This is a genomic window from Curvibacter sp. PAE-UM (assembly GCF_001432305.1).
In the GTDB taxonomy this organism is placed as follows: domain Bacteria; phylum Pseudomonadota; class Gammaproteobacteria; order Burkholderiales; family Burkholderiaceae_C; genus Hylemonella.
On sequence record NZ_KQ483358.1, the window covers coordinates 3,551,217 to 3,569,999 of the forward strand.

The following is an 18,783-nucleotide window of genomic DNA, read 5'->3' on the forward strand; positions in this document are numbered from 1 at the left end:
CTCCGGTCGTAGCAAACGGTGAGACTTGGGTGTGCCAACGACAGCGGCCGCTGCGCGGCCGGCTGTGGGCGAGACCGGAGAAGTGCGGCACGTTATTGAGCGCCTATCTCGTCACTGGCCGGCGCAGCCGCCAGCCGTGGAATGCAGATACGTACGAGTTCTCTACGACCGTAGGCGCACCAGTCTGGGAAAGTAGAAGCAGTGGTGCCCTCACACGCCGTAGAAGCGTAGCCGGTGCAAAGAAACCAAATCAAGGCTCCCCTCTTTGCCCCCGGCGGGGGGCAGAGAGGGGCTGGAGGTGAGTGGGGGGTTGTTAAATGCCCCGCAAGGGAAACGCTGCAGGATTAAACGCCTATCAGCGCCAAGCAAGAAAAGCGATCAAACCGCTCAGGTTTCCTTCGAGATCTTGATACTCGGAAACTTGTTCGAAAAGTCCCTGTTCTTGGCAGCTATCGCCAAGGCCACCTGCCGCGCCACGGCCTTGTAGATGCCAGCCACCTCACCGTCCGGGTCAGCCACCACCGTGGGTTTGCCGTTGTCGGCCTGCACGCGGATCTGCATGTTCAGCGGCAGCGCACCCAGGTAGGCCATGCCGTACTCGGCCGCCATCTTCTTGCCGCCGTCCACGCCGAAGATGTGCTCGACGTGGCCGCAGTTGCTGCAGATGTGCACCGCCATGTTCTCGACCAGGCCGAGGATGGGCACGCCCACTTTCTCGAACATCTTGATGCCCTTCTTGGCGTCGATCAGCGCGATGTCCTGCGGGGTGGTGACGATCACTGCGCCCGTCATGGGCACGCGCTGCGAGAGCGTGAGCTGGATGTCGCCGGTGCCCGGCGGCATGTCGACGATCAGGTAATCCAGGTCTTTCCAGTTGGTCTGGCGCAGCAGCTGCTCCAGCGCCTGGGTGGCCATGGGGCCGCGCCAGATCATGGCTTCGTCCTGCGCGACCAGGAAGCCGATGGACATGACCTGCACGCCGTAGTTCTCCAGCGGCTCCATGGTCTGGCCGTCCTCGCTCTCGGGGCGTCCGTCGATGCCCATCATCATGGGCTGGCTGGGGCCGTAGATGTCGGCATCCAGGATGCCCACGCTGGCGCCTTCGGCTGCCAGGGCCAGGGCCAGGTTGACGGCCGTGGTGCTCTTGCCCACGCCGCCCTTGCCCGAAGCCACGGCCACGATGTTCTTCACCTTGGGCAGCAGCGCCACGCCACGCTGCACGGCGTGCGCCACGATCTTGACGTTGATGTTGACCGAGACGTTGTTGACGCCAGCCACGCCCTTGGCAGCGGCAATCAGTGCCTTGCGGAAACCGGGGATCTGGCTCTTGGCCGGGTAACCCAGCTCGATGTCGAAGGCAACGTCGCCGTCCTGCACAGTCAGGTTCTTGACGGCCTTGCTGGAAACGAAATCCTTGCCCGTGTTCGGGTCCACCACGGTCTTGAGGGCCTCAAGCACCGTCTGTTCTGTCACTGCCATTTGGGGTTTACTCCTGAAGTGCGCATAGTCTAGCTGTGGCATCGATAACCCCGCCGCCGTGGGCAAATTGCACACCCCCGGGGTTTCCCGCACTGCTACGGGAGTACTCCCTGCACTCAAGCACCACATAATGACCGCATGGCTAGCACGGTCACCCCCGACACGAACCCGCCCCGCATCGGTCTGCTGCTGACCGGCGGCGGCGCACGCGCCGCCTACCAGGTGGGCGTGCTGCAGGCGCTGGCCCAACTGCGCCGCGCCCGCGTTCCCGGCGCGCCGGCCTCCAGCCCCTTCTCCATCATCACCGGCACCTCGGCCGGCGCCATCAACGCCGCCTCGCTCGCCTGCGGCGCCGACGACTTCGACCTGGCCGTGCAGCGCATCGTCTCGGTCTGGGAGAACTTCGAGGCCAGCCAGGTCTACGAGGCCGACCTGCTGAGCGTGCTGCGCAGCGGCGCGCGCTGGATGAGCCTGCTCTCGCTGGGCTGGCTCATCGCACGCTGGCGCCGCATCAAGCCGCGTTCGCTGCTGGACAACAGCCCGCTGGAAGAACTGCTGCGCACCATGGTGCCGCTGGAACGCCTGCCCGGCCTGATCGCCCAGGGCCACCTGCAGGCGCTGGCCATCACGGCCTCCAGCTACAGCTCGGGCCACCACGTCACCTTCTTCGAAGGCGGCGAGGAGTTGCAGCCCTGGGTGCGCTCGCAGCGACTGGCGGTGCGCGACCGCATCACGCACGAGCACCTGCTGGCCTCCTCCGCCATCCCCTTCGTCTTCCCGGCCAAGGCCCTGTCCATCAACGGCGGCACCGAATACTTCGGCGACGGCTCGATGCGCCAGACCGCGCCGGTGGCACCCGCCATCCACCTGGGGTCCGAGCGCATCCTGGTGGTGGGCGCCGGCCGCATGAGCGAGCCGCGCGACACCCTCCAGCGCGCCGCCCCAGGAACCTACCCCTCGCTGGCACAGATCGCCGGTCACGCCATGTCCAGCATCTTCCTGGACGCGCTGGCGGTGGACATCGAGCGCATCCGGCGCATCAACCAGACCCTCAACCTGATCCCGCGCGAGGCCCGCCAGGCCAGCGCCTTGAAGCCGGTGGAGCTGCTGGTGATCTCGCCTTCCGAGCGGCTGGACCAGATCGCCGCCAGGCATGCCGACGCGCTGCCGCACGCCGTGCGCAGCCTGCTGGGCGGGCTGGGGGTGTCCTCGAAGAAGGCCGACATCAAGGGCGGCGCCCTGACCAGCTACCTGCTGTTCGAAGCCGCCTACACGCGTGAACTCATGGCCCTGGGCCACGCCGACACCCTGCACCAGGAAGACGAGGTCTGCCGCTTCTTCGGCTGGGACCAGGTGCCGCCCCCGCCCGCCGCGCCGCGGGAAGAACGCCGGCGCGACCCGCTGCGGGTCTAGGGACCCTTTCCCGCCGGGCGACTAAAATTGCGGGTTCCCTCCGGAAGAACCCCATGCCCCGCAAACTCTTCGTCACCACCGCCCTGCCCTACGCCAACGGCAACTTCCACATCGGCCACATCATGGAGTACATCCAGGCCGATATCTGGGTGCGGCTGCAGCGCATGCTGGGCCATGAGGTGAACTTCGTCGGGGCCGACGACACCCACGGCGCGCCCATCATGATCGCCGCCGAAAAGGCCGGCAAGACACCGCAGCAGTTCGTGGCCGACATCGCCGCCGGCCGCGCGCAGTACCTCAACGGCTTTCACATCCAGTTCGACAACTGGAGCTCGACCGACAGCCCCGAGAACCACCAGCTGGCACAGCAGATCTACCTGGACCTCAAGGCCAACGGCCTGATCGCCAGCCAGGTGGTCGAGCAGTTCTTCGACCCTGAAAAGAACATGTTCCTGCCGGACCGTTTCATCAAGGGTGAGTGCCCCAAGTGCGGTGCGAAGGACCAGTACGGCGACAACTGCGAGGTCTGCGGCGCCGTCTACGCCCCCACTGATCTGAAGAACCCCTACTCGGCCCTGTCGGGCGCCAAGCCGGTGCTCAAAAGCTCCGAGCACTTCTTCTTCAAGCTGTCTGATCCGCGCTGCGTGGCCTTCCTCGAAGAGTGGACGCAGGACGGCCGGCTGCAGCCCGAAGTGGCCAACAAGGTCAGGGAATGGTTCACCGTGCGCACCAACCCGGACGGCAGCACCAGCGAAGGCCTGGGCGACTGGGACATCTCGCGCGACGCGCCCTACTTCGGCATCGAAATCCCCGGCGCGCCGGGCAAATACTTCTACGTGTGGCTGGACGCGCCCGTGGGCTACCTCGCCTCGCTCAAGAACCTGCTGGACAAACGCGGCCAGAGTTACGAGGCCTACATGGCCGACCCGGCGCTGGAGCAGTACCACTTCATCGGCAAGGACATCGTCACCTTCCACACCCTGTTCTGGCCCGCCATGCTGAAGTTCAGCGGCCGCAAGACGCCGGACAAGGTCTTCGTTCACGGCTTCCTCACCGTGAACAACGGCGAGAAGATGAGCAAGAGCCGCGGCACCGGCCTGGACCCGCTCAAGTACCTGGCCCTGGGCATGAACCCCGAGTGGCTGCGTTATTACCTGGCCGCCAAGCTCAGCGGGCGCAATGAAGACATCGACTTCAACGCCGATGACTTCATGGCGCGCGCCAACAGCGACCTCGTGGGCAAGTACATCAACATCGCCTCGCGCGCAGCCGGTTTCCTGAGCAAACGTTTCGGCGGCAAGCTGGGCAGCGACATCTCGGGTGACGGTGACGCCCTGCTGCAGCACCTGCGCGACGGCGCCGCCAACCTGGCCGAGCTGTATGCCGAGCGTGAATACGGCAAGGCCCTGCGCGAGATCATGCTGCTGGCCGACCGCGTCAACGCCTACGTGGACCAGAACAAACCCTGGGAGCTGGCCAAGCAGGAGGGCATGGACAGCCACCTGCACGATGTCTGCACCGTCTGCATCGAAGCCTTCCGCCTGCTGACGATTTACCTCAAGCCGGTGCTGCCGGCGCTGGCCACGCAGGTCGAGGCCTTCCTCCAGGTCCAGCCCCTGATGTGGAGCGACGCGTCGCGCACGCTGGGCGCCGGCCACGTCATCGGCGAGTACAAGCACCTGATGCAGCGAGTGGACATCAAGCAGCTGGAAGCGCTGTTTGAAGCACCCGCCGCACCCGAGCCCGAGAAAGTGCTGCCCGGCGGGGAAGAGCTCGCACCGACGATCAGCATCGACGACTTCGCCAAGATCGACCTGCGCATCGCCAAGATCGTCAACTGCGAGCCGGTCGAAGGCTCCACCAAGCTGCTGCGCCTCACGCTGGACGTGGGCGAAGGCAAAACCCGCAACGTCTTCTCCGGCATTGCTTCCGCCTACAAACCCGAAGACCTGGTGGGCAAGCTCACCGTGATGGTGGCCAACCTGGCCCCGCGCAAGATGAAGTTTGGCATCAGCGAAGGCATGGTGCTCGCCGCCAGCCACGCCGATGAGAAAGCCGAACCCGGCATCTACGTGCTCAACCCCTGGCCGGGCGCGCAGCCGGGCATGCGGGTGCGCTAAGGCACTTCGTTCGCTGAACTGGGCTAGAGGGGGTGGTTATCTCCGCGCGCCGACAGTGATACCGTACACCGTGAACTCCTGCCTCAAAGGTCGCGGCATGGCAACGCACTTGTCAGTTTGGTGGCCTGAGGAAAAAGGCAAAACCTGACGCTTTTGCCTGACCTGTTTGTATTTTATTTTTGCCATGTTCACTTCCCATTTAGTTGTAAGAGCTGTTGTCTTGTTGGAAGCGAACGAGGTGGTTTCAGCACAACCATGATGAAGCCCTGTGTGCTTGCGTTTACCAAGCGTGGAGGCCCAGCAGGGCAAGGTATTCCAGCAGCCCACGCCATCTTGACTTGCGGTCCTGTTGCGCGATAGAAGTCCGTTCGCTCTGCGAGAATTTCTTTGGTTTTCAAGTCAATGATTCTCAACCTGCCGCCGCCAATCCAGCGCTTACGAAGTTCAGGGGTAGTAAGGTCTTCGGTGGTGTAACCGTAACGACTGTGCAGACTGTTGACGGAGAACTGGTTGGCCGTTAGCAACGGTTCGTCCAGATGTTCTCCATATGGATATTTGTCTCGCACTTTCATACCTGAATCCACCCATATTTTTCTACGAAATGGAGGGCCATCACCTTGCCCGAAAATCGGCTGCTGCTCGATAAACCAGTACCCTTTTCCATGAAGCCCCAGCTCTAATGCACTTGTGTCTCGATCACCAAACGCTAACGCCCACGGCTCCACCATCCCATACTGATCCGCCCATTGAAAATCTCCATCAGGGTTGCGTGCCTTCATCTGGAACACCCCCTGAACGTCGTCCACAGTCCGGTAAATCTTGTCGCCACTATGCTTGGCACAAAGCTCTTTTAGGTATGCGACATCCTCTTCATAGGTGCTTTGAGCACGCTTGTCTCTGAAATGCACATACCCGTACAAAGCAGGAGGACCGCCAAAGAAAACAAGTGCGGCCATGACAGCGGCTTGCGGGCGCTTTGATCTCCACAGTAGCCAAGTGCAAATCAGCAATCCGATTAGGCCGGACAGCAATGCGTAGACGAATAGCGGTATCAGTGCTTTCATAAATGCTCCCAGCTGCCATTTTGACGCCGCTAGCCACACCGCCGTGAAGGCAAACCAGACATGCGGGCAGGTTAACAAACCCGTCGGTCAAAGCAAAACTTGCGAAGAAACCGTAGCGAGCAGCCCTCAGGCAAGGCGGACGGAGCGCAGGAACCGGAACGTACTTCCTGTACGTGAGGATTCCGAGCACCGCCCAACGCAGCATCAGGGCTGCGCAGTAGGTTTATTCGCAAGTTTCAGGCGGGGCAGGGGGCGACGATGTAATGCGCCCGCCCATTGCTCTTGACCCGGTACAGCGCCTCGTCGGCGCAACGCACCAGGCTCTCGGCCACCAGGTCCTGCACGGCCACCACGGTGGCCACGCCGATGCTCACCGTCAGGTATTCCGCCACGGGTGAGTCCTCGTGCGCAATGCAGGCCCGGGCGATCTCGTCCATGCAGCGCTGCGCCACCGTCATGGCCGCTTCGGCATCGGCCCCGGGCAGCAGCAGGGCGAACTCCTCGCCACCGTAGCGCGCCACCAGTTCACCCGAGCGCTGGGCGCAGTCGTAGAGGATGCCGGCCACCTGGCGCAGGCAGGCGTCACCGGCCAGATGCCCGTAGCGGTCGTTGTAGCGCTTGAAGTGGTCGATATCGAGCAGCAGCAGGGAAATCGGCTGACTGCTGCGCATGCTGCGCTGCCACTCCGAAAAAAGGTGCTGGTCGAACTGGCGGCGATTGGCCAGGCCGGTCAGGCCGTCGGTGGCCGACAGCAGCTCCAGCTGCTGGTTGCTGCGCTCCAGCGCCATGCTCTTTTGCACCAGCTCGGTCACGTCCAGGCGCGCCATCACCAGGCAACCCGAGGGCGTGCTGATTTCGTACAGGTGCATCCAGCGCCCGTCGGAGCGCGAACGCAGGAGCGGCCGGTTGAGTTGGCCACGGCCGGCCAGGCGCTCGCGCAACCAGTCTTCCTCGCGGCCCAGGGCCTCGGGGATGGCGCCGTTCTCCAGCGCACGGCGGATCATGGATTCGAAAGTCTGGCCGATCAGCTCGCCACCATAGCGGTAGGGCGCCATCTCGGCCGCCGAGGGGTTGAAGAGCACCAGCCGGTCATGCTGGTCATAGATGGCCACGCCCAGGGGCAGCGCCTCGATGGCTTCCTGCAGGCACTGGTGGCTCATTTCCAGGGATTGGCGCTCGTATTCGTCGTTGAGCACATGGCGCACGACCGCGCGGCCCAGCAGCAGCAGGCCCGACACCAGCACCCCGCCCAGCACGGCCGCCAGGGCGGTCGGCAGGCCGGATGGGGCCAGCAGGACCAGGCCGCCGCTCAGGCCGATCGCCACCAGGAGCACAAACACGCCCAGCACCGTCAGCCAGCGATGGCTCTTCATGCCTACGAAATCTGCCAGATGCATCAACGGAGAACCTGATGGAATGGAGGAGTCGAGCGGGCCTGCCTGCCTGAGCAGGCAGAAAAAAGGGGGCACACCGGCGCTCCTCTTGCCGGTGTGCCCCTTTTCCCTTTTGCCTGATGGCTGTGACAGCAGCCCCTGAACTTTAGGCAAGCCGCCGTGATCTGCCTATCCCCCAAAAGGGTCATAGGGCAACACATTCCATCCCGCCAGGCGAAAGGGCGGAGCGGATGCTGCCGCTAAACTGGACACATGCCCAGCCCCCGGCCGCCCTCCCACCCCCACTGGTGGACCGATGTCCACCGTTCCCCGCTCGCCAACCTGCGGCTGGGCATCTGCCTGAGTTTCATCGCCGGGGCCACCAACGCCGGCGGTTTCCTGGCCGTGGGCCAGTACACCTCGCACATGACGGGGCTGCTGTCGGCGGTGGCCGACCACCTGGTGCTGGGCCAGTTCGCCCTGGTGGCGGCCAGCCTGGCGGCCATCGCCGCCTTCGTGGGCGGCGCCATGACCACCGCCCTGATGGTCAACTGGGGCCAAAGGCGCCAGCTGCGCAGCGCCTTTGCCCGGCCGCTGGCCCTGGAGACCGCGCTGTTGCTGGTGTTCGGCCTGTTCGGGGCGGCCATCAACCTGCACGCCGAGCTGTTCGCGCCGCTGACCGTGCTGCTGCTCTGTTACATCATGGGCCTGCAGAACGCGGTGATCACCAAGGTCTCCAACGCCGAGATCCGCACCACCCACGTGACCGGCCTGGTGACCGACATCGGCATCGAACTGGGCAAGCTGATCTATTTCAACCGCTCGCCCGCCCCGGTCAAGGTGCAGGCGAACCGGCGCAAGCTGCGCATCCACCTTTCGCTGGTCGCCGCCTTCTTTGCCGGCGGCGTGCTGGGCGCGCTGGGCTTCAAGCTCTGGGGTTACGTCACCACCGTGCCGCTGGCGGTGTTGCTCGGCCTGCTGGTTTCGGGCCCGCTGCTGTATGACCTGCGCAACGGCCGGCTGGCGCCGCCCGCGACACCCGGCTAAGAAAACGGCGAGGACCGACAGGCCAGGCGTACACTGATTCGCCATGCCCGCTGCCGAATCCGCCCGCACACTGGCCGCTTTCCGCCCCAAGCTGCTGGACACGCTGCCCGGCTACACGCGGGCCCACTTCAGCCGGGACCTGGGCGCCGGCCTCACGGTCGGGGTGGTGGCCCTGCCGCTGGCCATGGCCTTTGCCATCGCCTCCGGCCTCAAGCCCGAGGCCGGGCTGTTCACCGCCATCATTGCCGGCTTCCTGATCTCCGCCCTGGGCGGCAGCCGCGTCCAGATCGGCGGGCCGGCCGGCGCCTTCATCGTCATCGTCTACGGCATCCTGGAGCGCTACGGCCTGGCCAACCTGATCATCGCCACCGCCATGTCGGGCGTGCTGCTCTTCCTCATGGGCCTGTTCCGCCTGGGCACGCTGATCCGCTTCATCCCCATCGCCGTAGTGATCGGTTTCACCAACGGCATCGCCGTGCTCATCATGCTGTCGCAGGTCCGGGATTTCCTGGGCCTGGAACTGGCCAGCATGCCGGCCAGCTTCTTCGCCATGCTGCAGGCCCTGGGCGGTGCGCTGCACACCCTGAACCCGGCGGCCCTGGCCCTGGCGCTGGGCACGCTGGCCCTGCTGATCGCCTGGCAGCAGGCCATGCCGCGCCTGGGCCCGCAAAAACTGCCTTTCTCGGGCAAGCTCAGCGTCGTGCCCGGCACCATCGTGGCGCTGGCGGCAGCCACCGCCGCCAGCCTGCTGCTGGACCTGCCGGTGGAGACCATAGGCAGCCGCTTCGGCGGCATCCCGGCCAGCCTGCCGGCCTTTGTCTGGCCCGAATTCAGCTGGAGCACCGTGCGCTTCCTGCTGATGCCGGCGCTCACGCTGGCCCTGCTGGGCGCCATCGAATCCCTGCTGTGCGCACGCATCGCCGACGGCCTGACCGAAGACCGCCACGACCCCAACCAGGAACTGATGGCCCAGGGTATCGCCAACTTCGTCACGCCCTTCTTCGGCGGCATGCCCGCCACCGGCACCATCGCGCGCACCGTCACCAACGCCAAAAGCGGCGCCTTCAGCCCGGTGGCGGGCATGGTGCACGCGCTGACCCTGCTGGCGGTCGTGCTGGTGGCCGCCCCGCTGGCCCGGCACATCCCCCTGGCGGCCCTGGCCGCCATCCTGGTCTACGTGGCCTGGAACATGGGCGAATGGCGCGAATTCGTGCAGTTGCGCCAGTACCGCCTGCCCTACCGCATCACCCTGCTGGCCGTTTTTGGCCTGACCGTGATCGTGGACCTGACGGTGGCCGTGGAGGTGGGCCTGATCGCCGCCTGCCTGACCTTCATCTACCGCATCTCCAGCCTGACCCGCGCCGAGGCCGTCAGCGCGCAGGACCAGCCCCTGCTGGCCGGCCAGGACGGGCAGGTGCGGGCCTGGCGGCTCTACGGCGCCCTTTTCTTCGGCGCCGTCAAGCTGGTGGAGGACATGGAGCAGCAGTTGCCCGCCCGGGCCCTGGTGCTGGACCTCAAGAACCTGATCTACGTGGATTCCTCGGGCGCCGACACCCTGCTGGACCTGGCACGCGGCTGCCAGAAACACGGCGTGCGCCTGATCCTCTGCGGCCTGCAGCACCAGCCGCTGGACATCGCCCGGCGCAGCGGCCTGCTGGCTGCGCTGCCGGCGTCCGATGTCTGTCCAGACCTGAGCCGGGGGCTCGCGGCAGCTTCAGCGTCCTGAACCCGGGGGCGCCGGCTCCGAGTGGCTAAAATGGCCGGTTCCTGTTGCGTTCCGGTCCCACCAGAAGGTTTAGCCCCATGCATCTCTTCCGCCGCCCTGACTACCAGTCCGACGCCACCTTGTTTCTGAACCAGCTCAAGACCGAGAAGCCCGACCTGGAAGCCCGCCAGCGCCAGGGCCGCGAACTGCTGTGGGACACGTCCGTGGACCGCCAGGCGCAGGAGGGCTACCGGTCCGCCCGCGTGCAGCAGCAGCCCTACGTCTACCAGACCAGCGGCACCAAGTGATCGCCGGGCCACGCCCGCCACAAGACACGCGATGAGCGACTCCCACGACAGCGCCGGCCGGCAAGCCGCCGAGGCCCCGCACGCCGCGGCCATGCCCCAGGTGGTGGACCACGTGGCCGTGGCACGCCTGTATGGCGAGCCGCTGTTCACGATGCCGCAGGACCTGTACATCCCGCCGGATGCGCTGGAGGTCTTTCTCGAAGCCTTCGAAGGCCCGCTGGACCTGCTGCTCTACCTGATCCGCAAGCAGAACTTCAACATCCTCGACATCCCCATGGCGGCGGTCACGCGCCAGTACCTGACCTACGTGGACCAGGTCCGCGACCGCAATCTGGAACTGGCGGCCGAATACCTGCTGATGGCGGCCATGCTGATCGAGATCAAGTCGCGCATGCTGCTGCCGCCCAAGAAGGCGGCCGAAGGCGAGGAGGCCGAAGACCCGCGCGCCGAACTCGTGCGCCGCCTGCTGGAATACGAGCAGATCAAGCTGGTTGCCGCCGGCCTGGGCAACCACCCGCAGTACGGCCGCGACTTCCTGAAGGCGCAGGTCTATATCGAGCAGTCGCTGCAACCGCGTTTTCCCGACGTCCACGTGGTGGACCTGCAGGAAGCCTGGGCCGACATCCTCAAGCGCGCCCGGCTCGTGCAGCACCACAAGATCTCGCGCGAGGAGCTCTCGGTGCGCGAGCACATGAGCATCGTGCTGCGCCAGCTGCAGGGCCAGAAGTTCGTCGAATTCGAGAACCTGTTCGACCCCGCCAAGGGCGTGCCCGTGCTGGTGGTGACCTTCATCGCCCTGCTGGAGCTGGCCAAGGAAAGCCTGATCGACATCACCCAGGCCGAGGTCTTCGCCCCCATCTACGTGCGGCTGGCGTATTCGCCCGCCTGATATCCCCTTTCACCCCCTCTGAACACCCGTGTCGCCGGCCTCCCACTCCTTTGACGTCCTCATCGTCGGCAGCGGCCTGGCGGGCCTGAGCGCCGCCCTGCACCTGGCGGCCACGCACCGCGTGGCGGTGATCACCAAACGCGAACTCAACGACGGCTCCAGCCGCTGGGCCCAGGGTGGCATCGCCGCCGTCATGGGCGAAGGCGACACGCTGGCCTCGCACGTGCAGGACACCCTGGTGGCCGGCGCCGGCCTGTGCGACCCGGCGGCCACGCGCTTCGTCGTGGAAAACGCCCCCGAGAGCATCCGCTGGCTGCAAGGCCTGGGCGTGCCCTTCTCGCAGGAGCACGGCCACCTGCACCTCACGCGCGAGGGTGGCCACAGCGAACGCCGCATCGTGCACGTGACCGACGCCACCGGCGCGGCCGTGCAGGACACGCTGATGGCCCGGGTGCGCGCCACCCCCAACATCACCCTGTTCGAACACCACATGCTGGTGGACCTGATCACCGCGCCCAAGCTCGGCCTGAGCGGCCAGCGCTGCCTGGGCCTGTACGCGCTGAACGAGGCCACCGACGTGGTGGACACCTTCAGCGCGCCGCACACCATCCTGGCCACGGGCGGCGCGGGCAAGGTCTACGTCTACACCACCAACCCCGACACCGCCACCGGCGACGGCATTGCCGCGGCCTGGCGCGCCGGCTGCCGCGTGGGCAATATGGAATTCATCCAGTTCCATCCCACCTGCCTGTACCACCCGCAGGCCAAGTCCTTCCTCATCAGCGAAGCGGTTCGCGGTGAAGGCGGCAAACTCCTGCTGCCGGCATCGGCGGGAGGCACCCGCTTCATGCCCGCGCATGACGCGCGCGAGGAGCTCGCCCCGCGCGACGTGGTGGCCCGAGCGATCGACTTCGAGATGAAAAAGCACGGCCTGGACTGTGTCTACCTCGACATCTCGCACCAGCCCAAGGAATTCCTGCTGGAGCATTTCCCCAACATCTACGCGCGCTGCCTGGAACTGGGCATCGACATGGCGAAACAACCCATCCCCGTGGTGCCGGCCGCGCACTACACCTGCGGCGGCGTGGTGACGGACCTGGACGGCCGCACCGATCTGCCCGGCCTGTACGCCGTGGGCGAGACCGCCTACACCGGCCTGCACGGCGCCAACCGCCTGGCCAGCAACTCGCTGGTGGAGTGCATGGTCTACGCGCGTGCCGCGGCCCAGGCCATCAGCCAGGAACAAGCCGCCGCCGTGCCCCCCCTGCCGGCCTGGGACGACAGCCGCGTGACCGACGCCGACGAGGCCGTGGTGATCTCGCACAACTGGGACGAGCTGCGCCGTTTCATGTGGGACTACGTGGGCATAGTACGCACCAACAAGCGCCTGGAGCGCGCCGCCCACCGCATCGAGCTGCTGCGCTCGGAGATCCAGGAGTACTACGCCAGCTTCCACGTCACGCGCGACCTGCTGGAACTGCGCAACCTGGTCCAGGTTGCCGACCTGATCGTGCGCAGCGCACAATCGCGCCATGAGAGCCGCGGCCTGCATTTCAGCCGCGATTACCCGCAGACCGACGCCACTGCCCAACCCACCATCCTGGTGCCGCCCGCGCACTGAGGAGATTGCCGCCATGTACCGTACCCTGCTCAAATCCAAGATCCACCGCGCCACCGTCACCGACTGCGAGCTGCACTACGAAGGCTCCTGCGCCATCGACGAGAACCTGCTGGAAGCCGCCAACATGATGGAGAACGAACAGGTTCACATCTGGAACATCAACAACGGCGAACGTTTCATCACCTACGCCATCCGCGGCGAACGCGGCTCGGGCATCATCTCCGTCAACGGCTCCGCCCCGCGCCCCGCCGCCGTGGGCGACCTGCTGATCATCGCGGCCTTCGCCCAGGTGCCGGAAGCACAGTGCAAGGGCTTCGAACCCAAGCTGGTCTTCGTCAATGACCAGAACCGCATCAAGGAAGAACGCAGCCACATCCCGGTGCAGGAAGCCTCGCATGTACCTGTGCACGCCGATCACCACGGCGGCGACAGCGCCTGAAGCAAGGAGTCCGACATGAGCATGACCACCGAACAAACCATCACCCTGCACCGCCCCAAGGCGGCCGCGCCCACGGCATCCAAGGCCGAACGCTGGAGCGTGGACGCCATCGAGGCCCTCTTCAAGCTGCCCTTCCCCGAGCTGCTGTTCCGCGCGCAGACCGTGCACCGCGAGCACTTCGACCCGACGCAGGTCGAATTCGCCACCCTGCTGTCCGTCAAGACCGGCGGCTGCTCCGAAGACTGCGGCTACTGCCCGCAATCGGCCTCTTTCGAGACCGGCGTGAAAGCCTCCAAGCTCATGGAGCTGGAGGAAGTGCTGTTCGCCGCCCAGCGCGCCAAGGACGCCGGCGCCACACGCTTCTGCATGGGCGCGGCCTGGCGCGAGCCCAAGGACCGCGACATCGAAAAGGTGGCCGAGCTGGTGCGCGGCGTGAAGGACCTGGGCCTGGAGACCTGCGCCACCCTGGGCATGCTCAACGAAGGCCACGCCGAGCAGTTGGCCGAGGCCGGCCTGGACTTCTACAACCACAACCTGGACACCGCGCCTGATTTCTACGGCGACATCATCACCACACGCGTCTACCAGGACCGCCTGGACACGCTGGCGCGCGTGCGCGGCGCCGGTGTCAAGGTCTGCTCCGGCGGCATCGTCGGCATGGGCGAGAACCACCGCCAGCGCGCCGGCCTGATCGCCGAGCTGGCCAACCTCAACCCCTATCCCGAATCCGTGCCCATCAACAACCTGGTGCGCGTGGAAGGCACGCCCCTGGCGAACCAGGCCCCGCTCGATCCCTTCGAGTTCGTGCGCATGATCGCCGTGGCCCGCATCACCATGCCCAAGGCACGCGTGCGCCTGTCGGCCGGCCGCCAGCAGATGGGCGAGGCCATCCAGGCACTTTGTTTCCTGGCCGGCGCCAATTCCATCTTCTACGGCGACAAGCTGCTGGTGACCGGCAATCCGGACACCGAGGCCGACGTGCAGCTGCTGCAGCGCCTGGGCATGAGCCCGGCCCAGCAGCCGCCCGGCAAGACCTGACCCCACCCCGCGACTTCTGGAGACCACCGTGAGCGACCCGACCTCCACCCCCAACAGCGGCGCCTCCCCCTACGGCACCCTGCCGCCGGCCTCGGCGCCGGCCACACGCAAGCCCATCAGCCTGCCGCGCCTGCTGGAAATGCATGCGCGCGGCGAGAAGATCACCATGCTCACGGCCTACGACGCCACCTTCGCGGCCACGGCCGACGCGGCCGGCGTGGAGTGCATCCTGATCGGCGACTCGCTGGGCATGGTCTGCCAGGGCCTGAGCAGCACCGTGGGCGTGTCGCTGGAGACCATGCGCTACCACGTGGAGAGCGTCACGCGCGGCGTGCGCCGTGTGCAGGGCACGGCCTGGATCATCGGCGACATGCCCTACGGCACCTTCCATGAATCGAAGGAACAGGCCTTCCGCAACGCCGCCGTGCTCATGCAGGCCGGCGCCCACATGGTCAAGATCGAAGGCGGCGGCTGGACGGCCGAGATCGTGCGCTTCCTGGTGGAACGCGGCATTCCCGTCTGCGCCCACCTGGGCCTGACACCGCAGACCGTGCACGCCCTGGGCGGTTACCGTGTGCAGGGCCGCGGCGACGAAGCCGCCGCCACGCTCAAGCGCCACGCGCTGGAGTTGCAGGACGCCGGCGCCAGCCTGCTGGTGCTGGAGATGGTGCCTGCGGCCCTCTCGGCCGACATCACGAAGGCCATGCCCCACTGCGCCACCATCGGCATCGGCGCCGGTGTGGACTGCGCGGGCCAGGTGCTGGTGCTGCACGACATGCTGGGCATGAACCTGGGCAAGATGGCCAAGTTCGTGCACAACTTCATGGCCGATGCCGGCAGTGTGCGCGGCGCCATGGAGGCCTATGTCAAAGCTGTGAAGGAAGGCACCTTCCCCGTGAACGCACAACACGCCTGGTGAAGACGCAGCGATGAAAGTCATCCACACCATCACTGAGCTGCGCGCGCACCTCGCCAATTTCAAGCGCCCGGCCTTCGTGCCCACCATGGGCAACCTGCACGAGGGCCACATCGCCCTGGTCAAGCAGGCCAAGCCCCTGGGCGATGTCACGGTGGTCAGCATCTTCGTGAACCGCCTGCAGTTCCTGCCGCACGAGGACTTCGGCACCTACCCGCGCACGCTGGAGGCCGATTGCGCCAAGCTCGAAGCCGCCGGCTGCGACGTGGTCTTCGCCCCCAGCGAGGCCGAGCTCTACCCCGAGCCGCAGGGCTACAAGGTGACACCGCCCACGGAACTCGCCGACATCCTGGAAGGCCACTTCCGCCCCGGCTTCTTCACCGGCGTGTGCACCGTGGTGCTCAAGCTCTTCAACATCGTGCAGCCGCGCGTGGCCCTGTTCGGCGCCAAGGACTACCAGCAGCAGATGGTGATCCGCCGCATGGTGGCCCAGCTGGCCCTGCCCATCGAGATCGTGACCGGGGCGACGCTGCGCGCCGAGGACGGCCTGGCCCTGTCCTCGCGCAACGGCTACCTGAGCGCATCGGAACGCGCCGAGGCCGTGCAGCTCTCGCGCACCCTCAAGAGCATGATCGCGATGCTGCGCGCGGGCGAACACAACATCGCCGCCATCGAACAGCATGCCATGCACACCCTGGCCGACCGCCACTGGAAACCCGACTACCTGACCGTGCGCCGCCGCCACGACCTGCAGCCACCGCAGGCCAGCGATCTGGTTCACCCCGACACCCTCGTCGTCCTAGGCGCCGCCCGCCTGGGCACCACCCGGCTCATTGACAATTTCGAGGTGTGAGCATCGAGCTTTCGGCACAGGATGTGTGAAAGCCGGGATGCAAGCGTGCGGCTTGTCCTGTTCGAAAAAACGGCTTTGAGTTTGCCTCGTCCCTATAATCGCCGGCACTACGGCAAGGGATATGGCATGCATCGTCTCGAAGGTTCTTTGATGGTCTTCGGCAACAGTCATGCCGAGGCTACACGCGCCCCTGGGCGAAGCCAGGGTTCATCTCCCTGGTTCTTGCACATCTTCCTGTGCGCCATCCTTTTACTTGCGTTCGCCGTGTCTGCGCCACTGAATGTGCAGGCGCAGACAAGATCTGCCGAAGAGGATAAAGCCGCCGGTCCAGGCAATCGCGGCCGGATCGGAATGAAACAAATGAAACGCGCCTCCAGGGACTTCGACCATATCGATGAGGATAACGACGGAAAAATCAGCCTGGGTGAGTGGCGGCGGCGTGGCAACTTTGAATCGCTCGACAAAGATGGGGATGGCTACCTCTCGGAAGATGAAATGAGCCGCATCTATTTTGCGGGGCGACGAGGCAAGCTACTGCAACCCATTGTGCCGGGCGCGACGCCTGAAATGGACAGTTCCGTACAAACCGACCGGGTTGCAGTGTCAAAGCTGGACAGCGAAACCTATTGCAGCGTTACACGCGAACCGAGATGCGGCGTGGTGGCATCAGCCGATCGGGGGCTTCGGGAGACAGGAATCGGCCCCATGTTCCCGAAACATGCCAACTGCCTCGGCATTGATGATTACTATGCGATGAGTTACTCGCACAAGCGGAACAGTGCCACCGTGGTTCACGGTGGAATGGACATCCCTGCACCGCAGGGAACCCCGATCCTCGCAGTCGCCGCTGGTACGGTCGTTGGTAAATTCCCAGGCAAGAATTCTCAGCGCGGCATCGAAATCGTCCTGCGCCACAGCCCCGAAGACACGGGCCGCCCCTTCTGGATATACACCCAATACGCACACCTGTCTGAAATGCCGGTTCATGTGGTTGGGCAGCGCGTGCGAAGAGGCGAGGTCATTGGATTGACTGGCAGCACCGGTATCGATGCGTCTTCAAAAGCCGAAAGCACACATAGAAGACCAGCGATCCACTTTGCGGCCTGGTTCAGCCTTCGACGCGAATTCGCCGAAGAAGATGGTGTGATCATCCCCGTCGAAAGCCAATGGATGGATCCCAACGCCATGTACCGCAATGGCCTTCCCTATGATTCAAGATCGCTGAGCGCATTGCCCGAAGGAGAAAAATTCGTCTCCATACCGGTCATGTTCATTGACGGGACGACGCAACCGGCTGATACAAAATTGATATGGCCCTACACCTGTGCGCGACAATGATCCTGCTGACTTGCATCAAACACAGTTGCTTCGAGCGCGTATCGAAAAGCAAATAAGCCGCATCATGCAGATCGGCGTCCCAAAAGAAATCAAGAACCACGAATACCGCGTCGGCCTGACGCCGGCCAGCGTGCGCGAGCTGTGCGCGCACGGGCACAGCGTGCTGGTGCAGAGCGGCGCCGGGGCGGCCATCGGCCTCGCCGACGCGGACTACCGCGCCGCCGGCGCCACGCTGGCCCCCGACGCCGCCACGGTGTTTGCGCAGGCGGAGATGATCGTCAAGGTCAAGGAGCCGCAGCCTTCCGAAGTGGCCCTGCTGCGCCCGGAGCAGATCCTCTACACCTACCTGCACCTGGCGCCGGACCCGGCGCTGGCTGCCGCCCTCATCAAGACCGGCGCGATCTGCATCGCCTACGAGACCATCACCGGCCCGGGCCACACCCTGCCCCTGCTGGCCCCCATGAGCGAGGTGGCCGGACGCATGGCGGTGCAAGTCGGCGCCCACTGGCTGGAGAAGTCGCAGGGCGGCATGGGCGTGCTGCTGGGCGGCGTGCCGGGCGTGGCGGCGGCGCACGTGGTGATCCTCGGGGCCGGCACGGTGGGCGCCAACGCCGTGCAGATCGCCGTGGGTATGGGCGCGCGTGTCACCGTGCTCAACCGCAGCGTGGACAAGCTGCGCGCGCTGGACCACCAGTACGGCAACCGCATCCACACCCTGCTGGCCAGCACGCACAACATCGAACAGGCCGTGCTGGACGCCGACCTCGTCATCGGCAGCGCGCTGGTGGCTGGTGCATCCGCACCGAAGCTGGTGAGTCGGGCGCTGGTGAGCCGCATGAAAAAGGGCTCGGTGGTCGTGGACGTGGCCATCGACCAGGGCGGCTGCTTCGAGACCTCACACCCCACCACACACGCCGAGCCGACCTACCTGGTGGACGGCGTGGTGCACTACTGCGTGGCGAATATGCCGGGCAATGTGGCGCGCACCTCCACCTTCGCGCTCAACAACGCCACGCTGCCGCATGCGCTGGCCCTGGCGAAGCAGGGCTGGCAGCAGGCCATGCGGGCCGACCCGCACCTGCGCCACGGCCTGAACGTGGCCCGGGGCCAGCTCACGCACGCCGCCGTGGCCCAGGCGTTGGGCCTGGCCTGCGTGCCGGCCGAACAGTTGCTGGGCTGA

16 protein-coding genes and 1 other RNA gene are annotated in these 18,783 nt (G+C 65.6%); 13 read left to right on the forward strand and 4 right to left on the reverse strand.

The features are described from left to right. Positions 1-387 precede the first annotated feature (387 nt). Positions 388-1,479 (reverse strand): iron-sulfur cluster carrier protein ApbC, encoded by a 1,092-nt coding sequence (apbC, locus tag AO057_RS16940; RefSeq protein WP_057677048.1) that lies wholly within the window; start codon positions 1,477-1,479, stop codon positions 388-390. 138 nt (positions 1,480-1,617) lie between these two features. Here apbC and AO057_RS16945 point away from each other — a divergent pair, with 138 nt between their 5' ends. Further along, positions 1,618-2,892: a patatin-like phospholipase family protein gene (locus AO057_RS16945; RefSeq protein ID WP_057677049.1), complete on the forward strand. Its 1,275-nt coding sequence runs from the start codon at positions 1,618-1,620 to the stop codon at positions 2,890-2,892. A 53-nt stretch (positions 2,893-2,945) separates the two neighbouring features. Further along, positions 2,946-5,012, forward strand: a complete 2,067-nt coding sequence (gene metG, locus AO057_RS16950; protein WP_057677050.1) for a methionine--tRNA ligase — start codon at positions 2,946-2,948, stop codon at positions 5,010-5,012. A 188-nt stretch (positions 5,013-5,200) separates the two neighbouring features. Here the strand turns inward: metG and AO057_RS17950 are convergent, their stop codons facing one another. The 3 genes from AO057_RS17950 to AO057_RS16955 all read right to left on the reverse strand — a co-directional run bounded on the left by AO057_RS17950 (position 5,201) and on the right by AO057_RS16955 (position 7,449). Then, positions 5,201-6,076: a hypothetical protein gene (locus tag AO057_RS17950; protein ID WP_156404601.1), complete on the reverse strand. Its 876-nt coding sequence runs from the start codon at positions 6,074-6,076 to the stop codon at positions 5,201-5,203. Positions 6,077-6,176: 100 nt separating this feature from the next. Continuing rightward, a non-coding RNA gene (locus AO057_RS17625) (sX9 sRNA) lies at positions 6,177-6,251 on the reverse strand. Positions 6,252-6,312: 61 nt separating this feature from the next. After that, positions 6,313-7,449, reverse strand: coding sequence for a GGDEF domain-containing protein (locus tag AO057_RS16955; protein WP_156404602.1), 1,137 nt, complete (start codon positions 7,447-7,449; stop codon positions 6,313-6,315). A 273-nt stretch (positions 7,450-7,722) separates the two neighbouring features. Between AO057_RS16955 and AO057_RS16960 the strand changes: the two genes are divergently transcribed. The 11 genes from AO057_RS16960 to ald all read left to right on the forward strand — a co-directional run bounded on the left by AO057_RS16960 (position 7,723) and on the right by ald (position 18,783). Then, positions 7,723-8,496, forward strand: a complete 774-nt coding sequence (locus tag AO057_RS16960; protein WP_057677052.1) for a YoaK family protein — start codon at positions 7,723-7,725, stop codon at positions 8,494-8,496. A 43-nt stretch (positions 8,497-8,539) separates the two neighbouring features. Beyond that, positions 8,540-10,222: a SulP family inorganic anion transporter gene (locus AO057_RS16965; RefSeq protein ID WP_057677053.1), complete on the forward strand. Its 1,683-nt coding sequence runs from the start codon at positions 8,540-8,542 to the stop codon at positions 10,220-10,222. Between the two features lie 77 nt (positions 10,223-10,299). Beyond that, positions 10,300-10,509, forward strand: coding sequence for a DUF3460 family protein (locus tag AO057_RS16970; protein WP_057677054.1), 210 nt, complete (start codon positions 10,300-10,302; stop codon positions 10,507-10,509). A 31-nt stretch (positions 10,510-10,540) separates the two neighbouring features. Then, positions 10,541-11,398, forward strand: coding sequence for a segregation and condensation protein A (locus AO057_RS16975; RefSeq protein ID WP_057677055.1), 858 nt, complete (start codon positions 10,541-10,543; stop codon positions 11,396-11,398). A gap of 28 nt (positions 11,399-11,426) precedes the next feature. Continuing rightward, a complete protein-coding gene (gene nadB, locus AO057_RS16980) occupies positions 11,427-13,019 on the forward strand; it encodes an L-aspartate oxidase (protein WP_057677056.1) in 1,593 nt (530 codons plus the stop codon). A gap of 13 nt (positions 13,020-13,032) precedes the next feature. Continuing rightward, positions 13,033-13,458: an aspartate 1-decarboxylase gene (gene panD, locus AO057_RS16985; RefSeq protein WP_057677057.1), complete on the forward strand. Its 426-nt coding sequence runs from the start codon at positions 13,033-13,035 to the stop codon at positions 13,456-13,458. 15 nt (positions 13,459-13,473) lie between these two features. Next, the gene (gene bioB / locus AO057_RS16990; protein ID WP_082605606.1) at positions 13,474-14,496 is read left to right on the forward strand and encodes a biotin synthase BioB; all 1,023 of its coding nucleotides are present in this window, start codon (positions 13,474-13,476) and stop codon (positions 14,494-14,496) included. Positions 14,497-14,524: 28 nt separating this feature from the next. After that, positions 14,525-15,415 carry a 3-methyl-2-oxobutanoate hydroxymethyltransferase gene (panB, locus tag AO057_RS16995; protein WP_057677058.1) on the forward strand — a complete coding sequence of 297 codons (891 nt, stop codon included), beginning with the start codon at positions 14,525-14,527 and terminating at the stop codon, positions 15,413-15,415. 10 nt (positions 15,416-15,425) lie between these two features. After that, positions 15,426-16,265 (forward strand): pantoate--beta-alanine ligase, encoded by an 840-nt coding sequence (gene panC / locus AO057_RS17000; protein ID WP_057677059.1) that lies wholly within the window; start codon positions 15,426-15,428, stop codon positions 16,263-16,265. Between the two features lie 126 nt (positions 16,266-16,391). Then, on the forward strand, positions 16,392-17,603 hold the full coding sequence (locus tag AO057_RS17005; protein ID WP_168163381.1) for a peptidoglycan DD-metalloendopeptidase family protein: 1,212 nt from the start codon (positions 16,392-16,394) through the stop codon (positions 17,601-17,603). A gap of 64 nt (positions 17,604-17,667) precedes the next feature. Then, positions 17,668-18,783 carry an alanine dehydrogenase gene (gene ald, locus AO057_RS17010; RefSeq protein ID WP_057677061.1) on the forward strand — a complete coding sequence of 372 codons (1,116 nt, stop codon included), beginning with the start codon at positions 17,668-17,670 and terminating at the stop codon, positions 18,781-18,783.

Excerpts from the sequence above, each read along its gene's own strand:
- apbC (WP_057677048.1), bottom strand. The coding sequence starts at position 1,479 with ATGGCAGTGACAGAACAGACGGTGCTTGAGGCCCTCAAGACCGTGGTG.
- bioB (WP_082605606.1), top strand. The coding sequence starts at position 13,474 with ATGAGCATGACCACCGAACAAACCATCACCCTGCACCGCCCCAAGGCG.
- metG (WP_057677050.1), top strand. The coding sequence starts at position 2,946 with ATGCCCCGCAAACTCTTCGTCACCACCGCCCTGCCCTACGCCAACGGC.
- AO057_RS16970 (WP_057677054.1), top strand. The coding sequence starts at position 10,300 with ATGCATCTCTTCCGCCGCCCTGACTACCAGTCCGACGCCACCTTGTTT.
- panC (WP_057677059.1), top strand. The coding sequence starts at position 15,426 with ATGAAAGTCATCCACACCATCACTGAGCTGCGCGCGCACCTCGCCAAT.
- AO057_RS17005 (WP_168163381.1), top strand. The coding sequence starts at position 16,392 with ATGCATCGTCTCGAAGGTTCTTTGATGGTCTTCGGCAACAGTCATGCC.
- ald (WP_057677061.1), top strand. The coding sequence starts at position 17,668 with ATGCAGATCGGCGTCCCAAAAGAAATCAAGAACCACGAATACCGCGTC.
- AO057_RS16975 (WP_057677055.1), top strand. The coding sequence starts at position 10,541 with ATGAGCGACTCCCACGACAGCGCCGGCCGGCAAGCCGCCGAGGCCCCG.
- AO057_RS16965 (WP_057677053.1), top strand. The coding sequence starts at position 8,540 with ATGCCCGCTGCCGAATCCGCCCGCACACTGGCCGCTTTCCGCCCCAAG.
- AO057_RS16960 (WP_057677052.1), top strand. The coding sequence starts at position 7,723 with ATGCCCAGCCCCCGGCCGCCCTCCCACCCCCACTGGTGGACCGATGTC.
- AO057_RS17950 (WP_156404601.1), bottom strand. The coding sequence starts at position 6,076 with ATGAAAGCACTGATACCGCTATTCGTCTACGCATTGCTGTCCGGCCTA.
- panD (WP_057677057.1), top strand. The coding sequence starts at position 13,033 with ATGTACCGTACCCTGCTCAAATCCAAGATCCACCGCGCCACCGTCACC.
- AO057_RS16955 (WP_156404602.1), bottom strand. The coding sequence starts at position 7,449 with ATGAAGAGCCATCGCTGGCTGACGGTGCTGGGCGTGTTTGTGCTCCTG.
- AO057_RS16945 (WP_057677049.1), top strand. The coding sequence starts at position 1,618 with ATGGCTAGCACGGTCACCCCCGACACGAACCCGCCCCGCATCGGTCTG.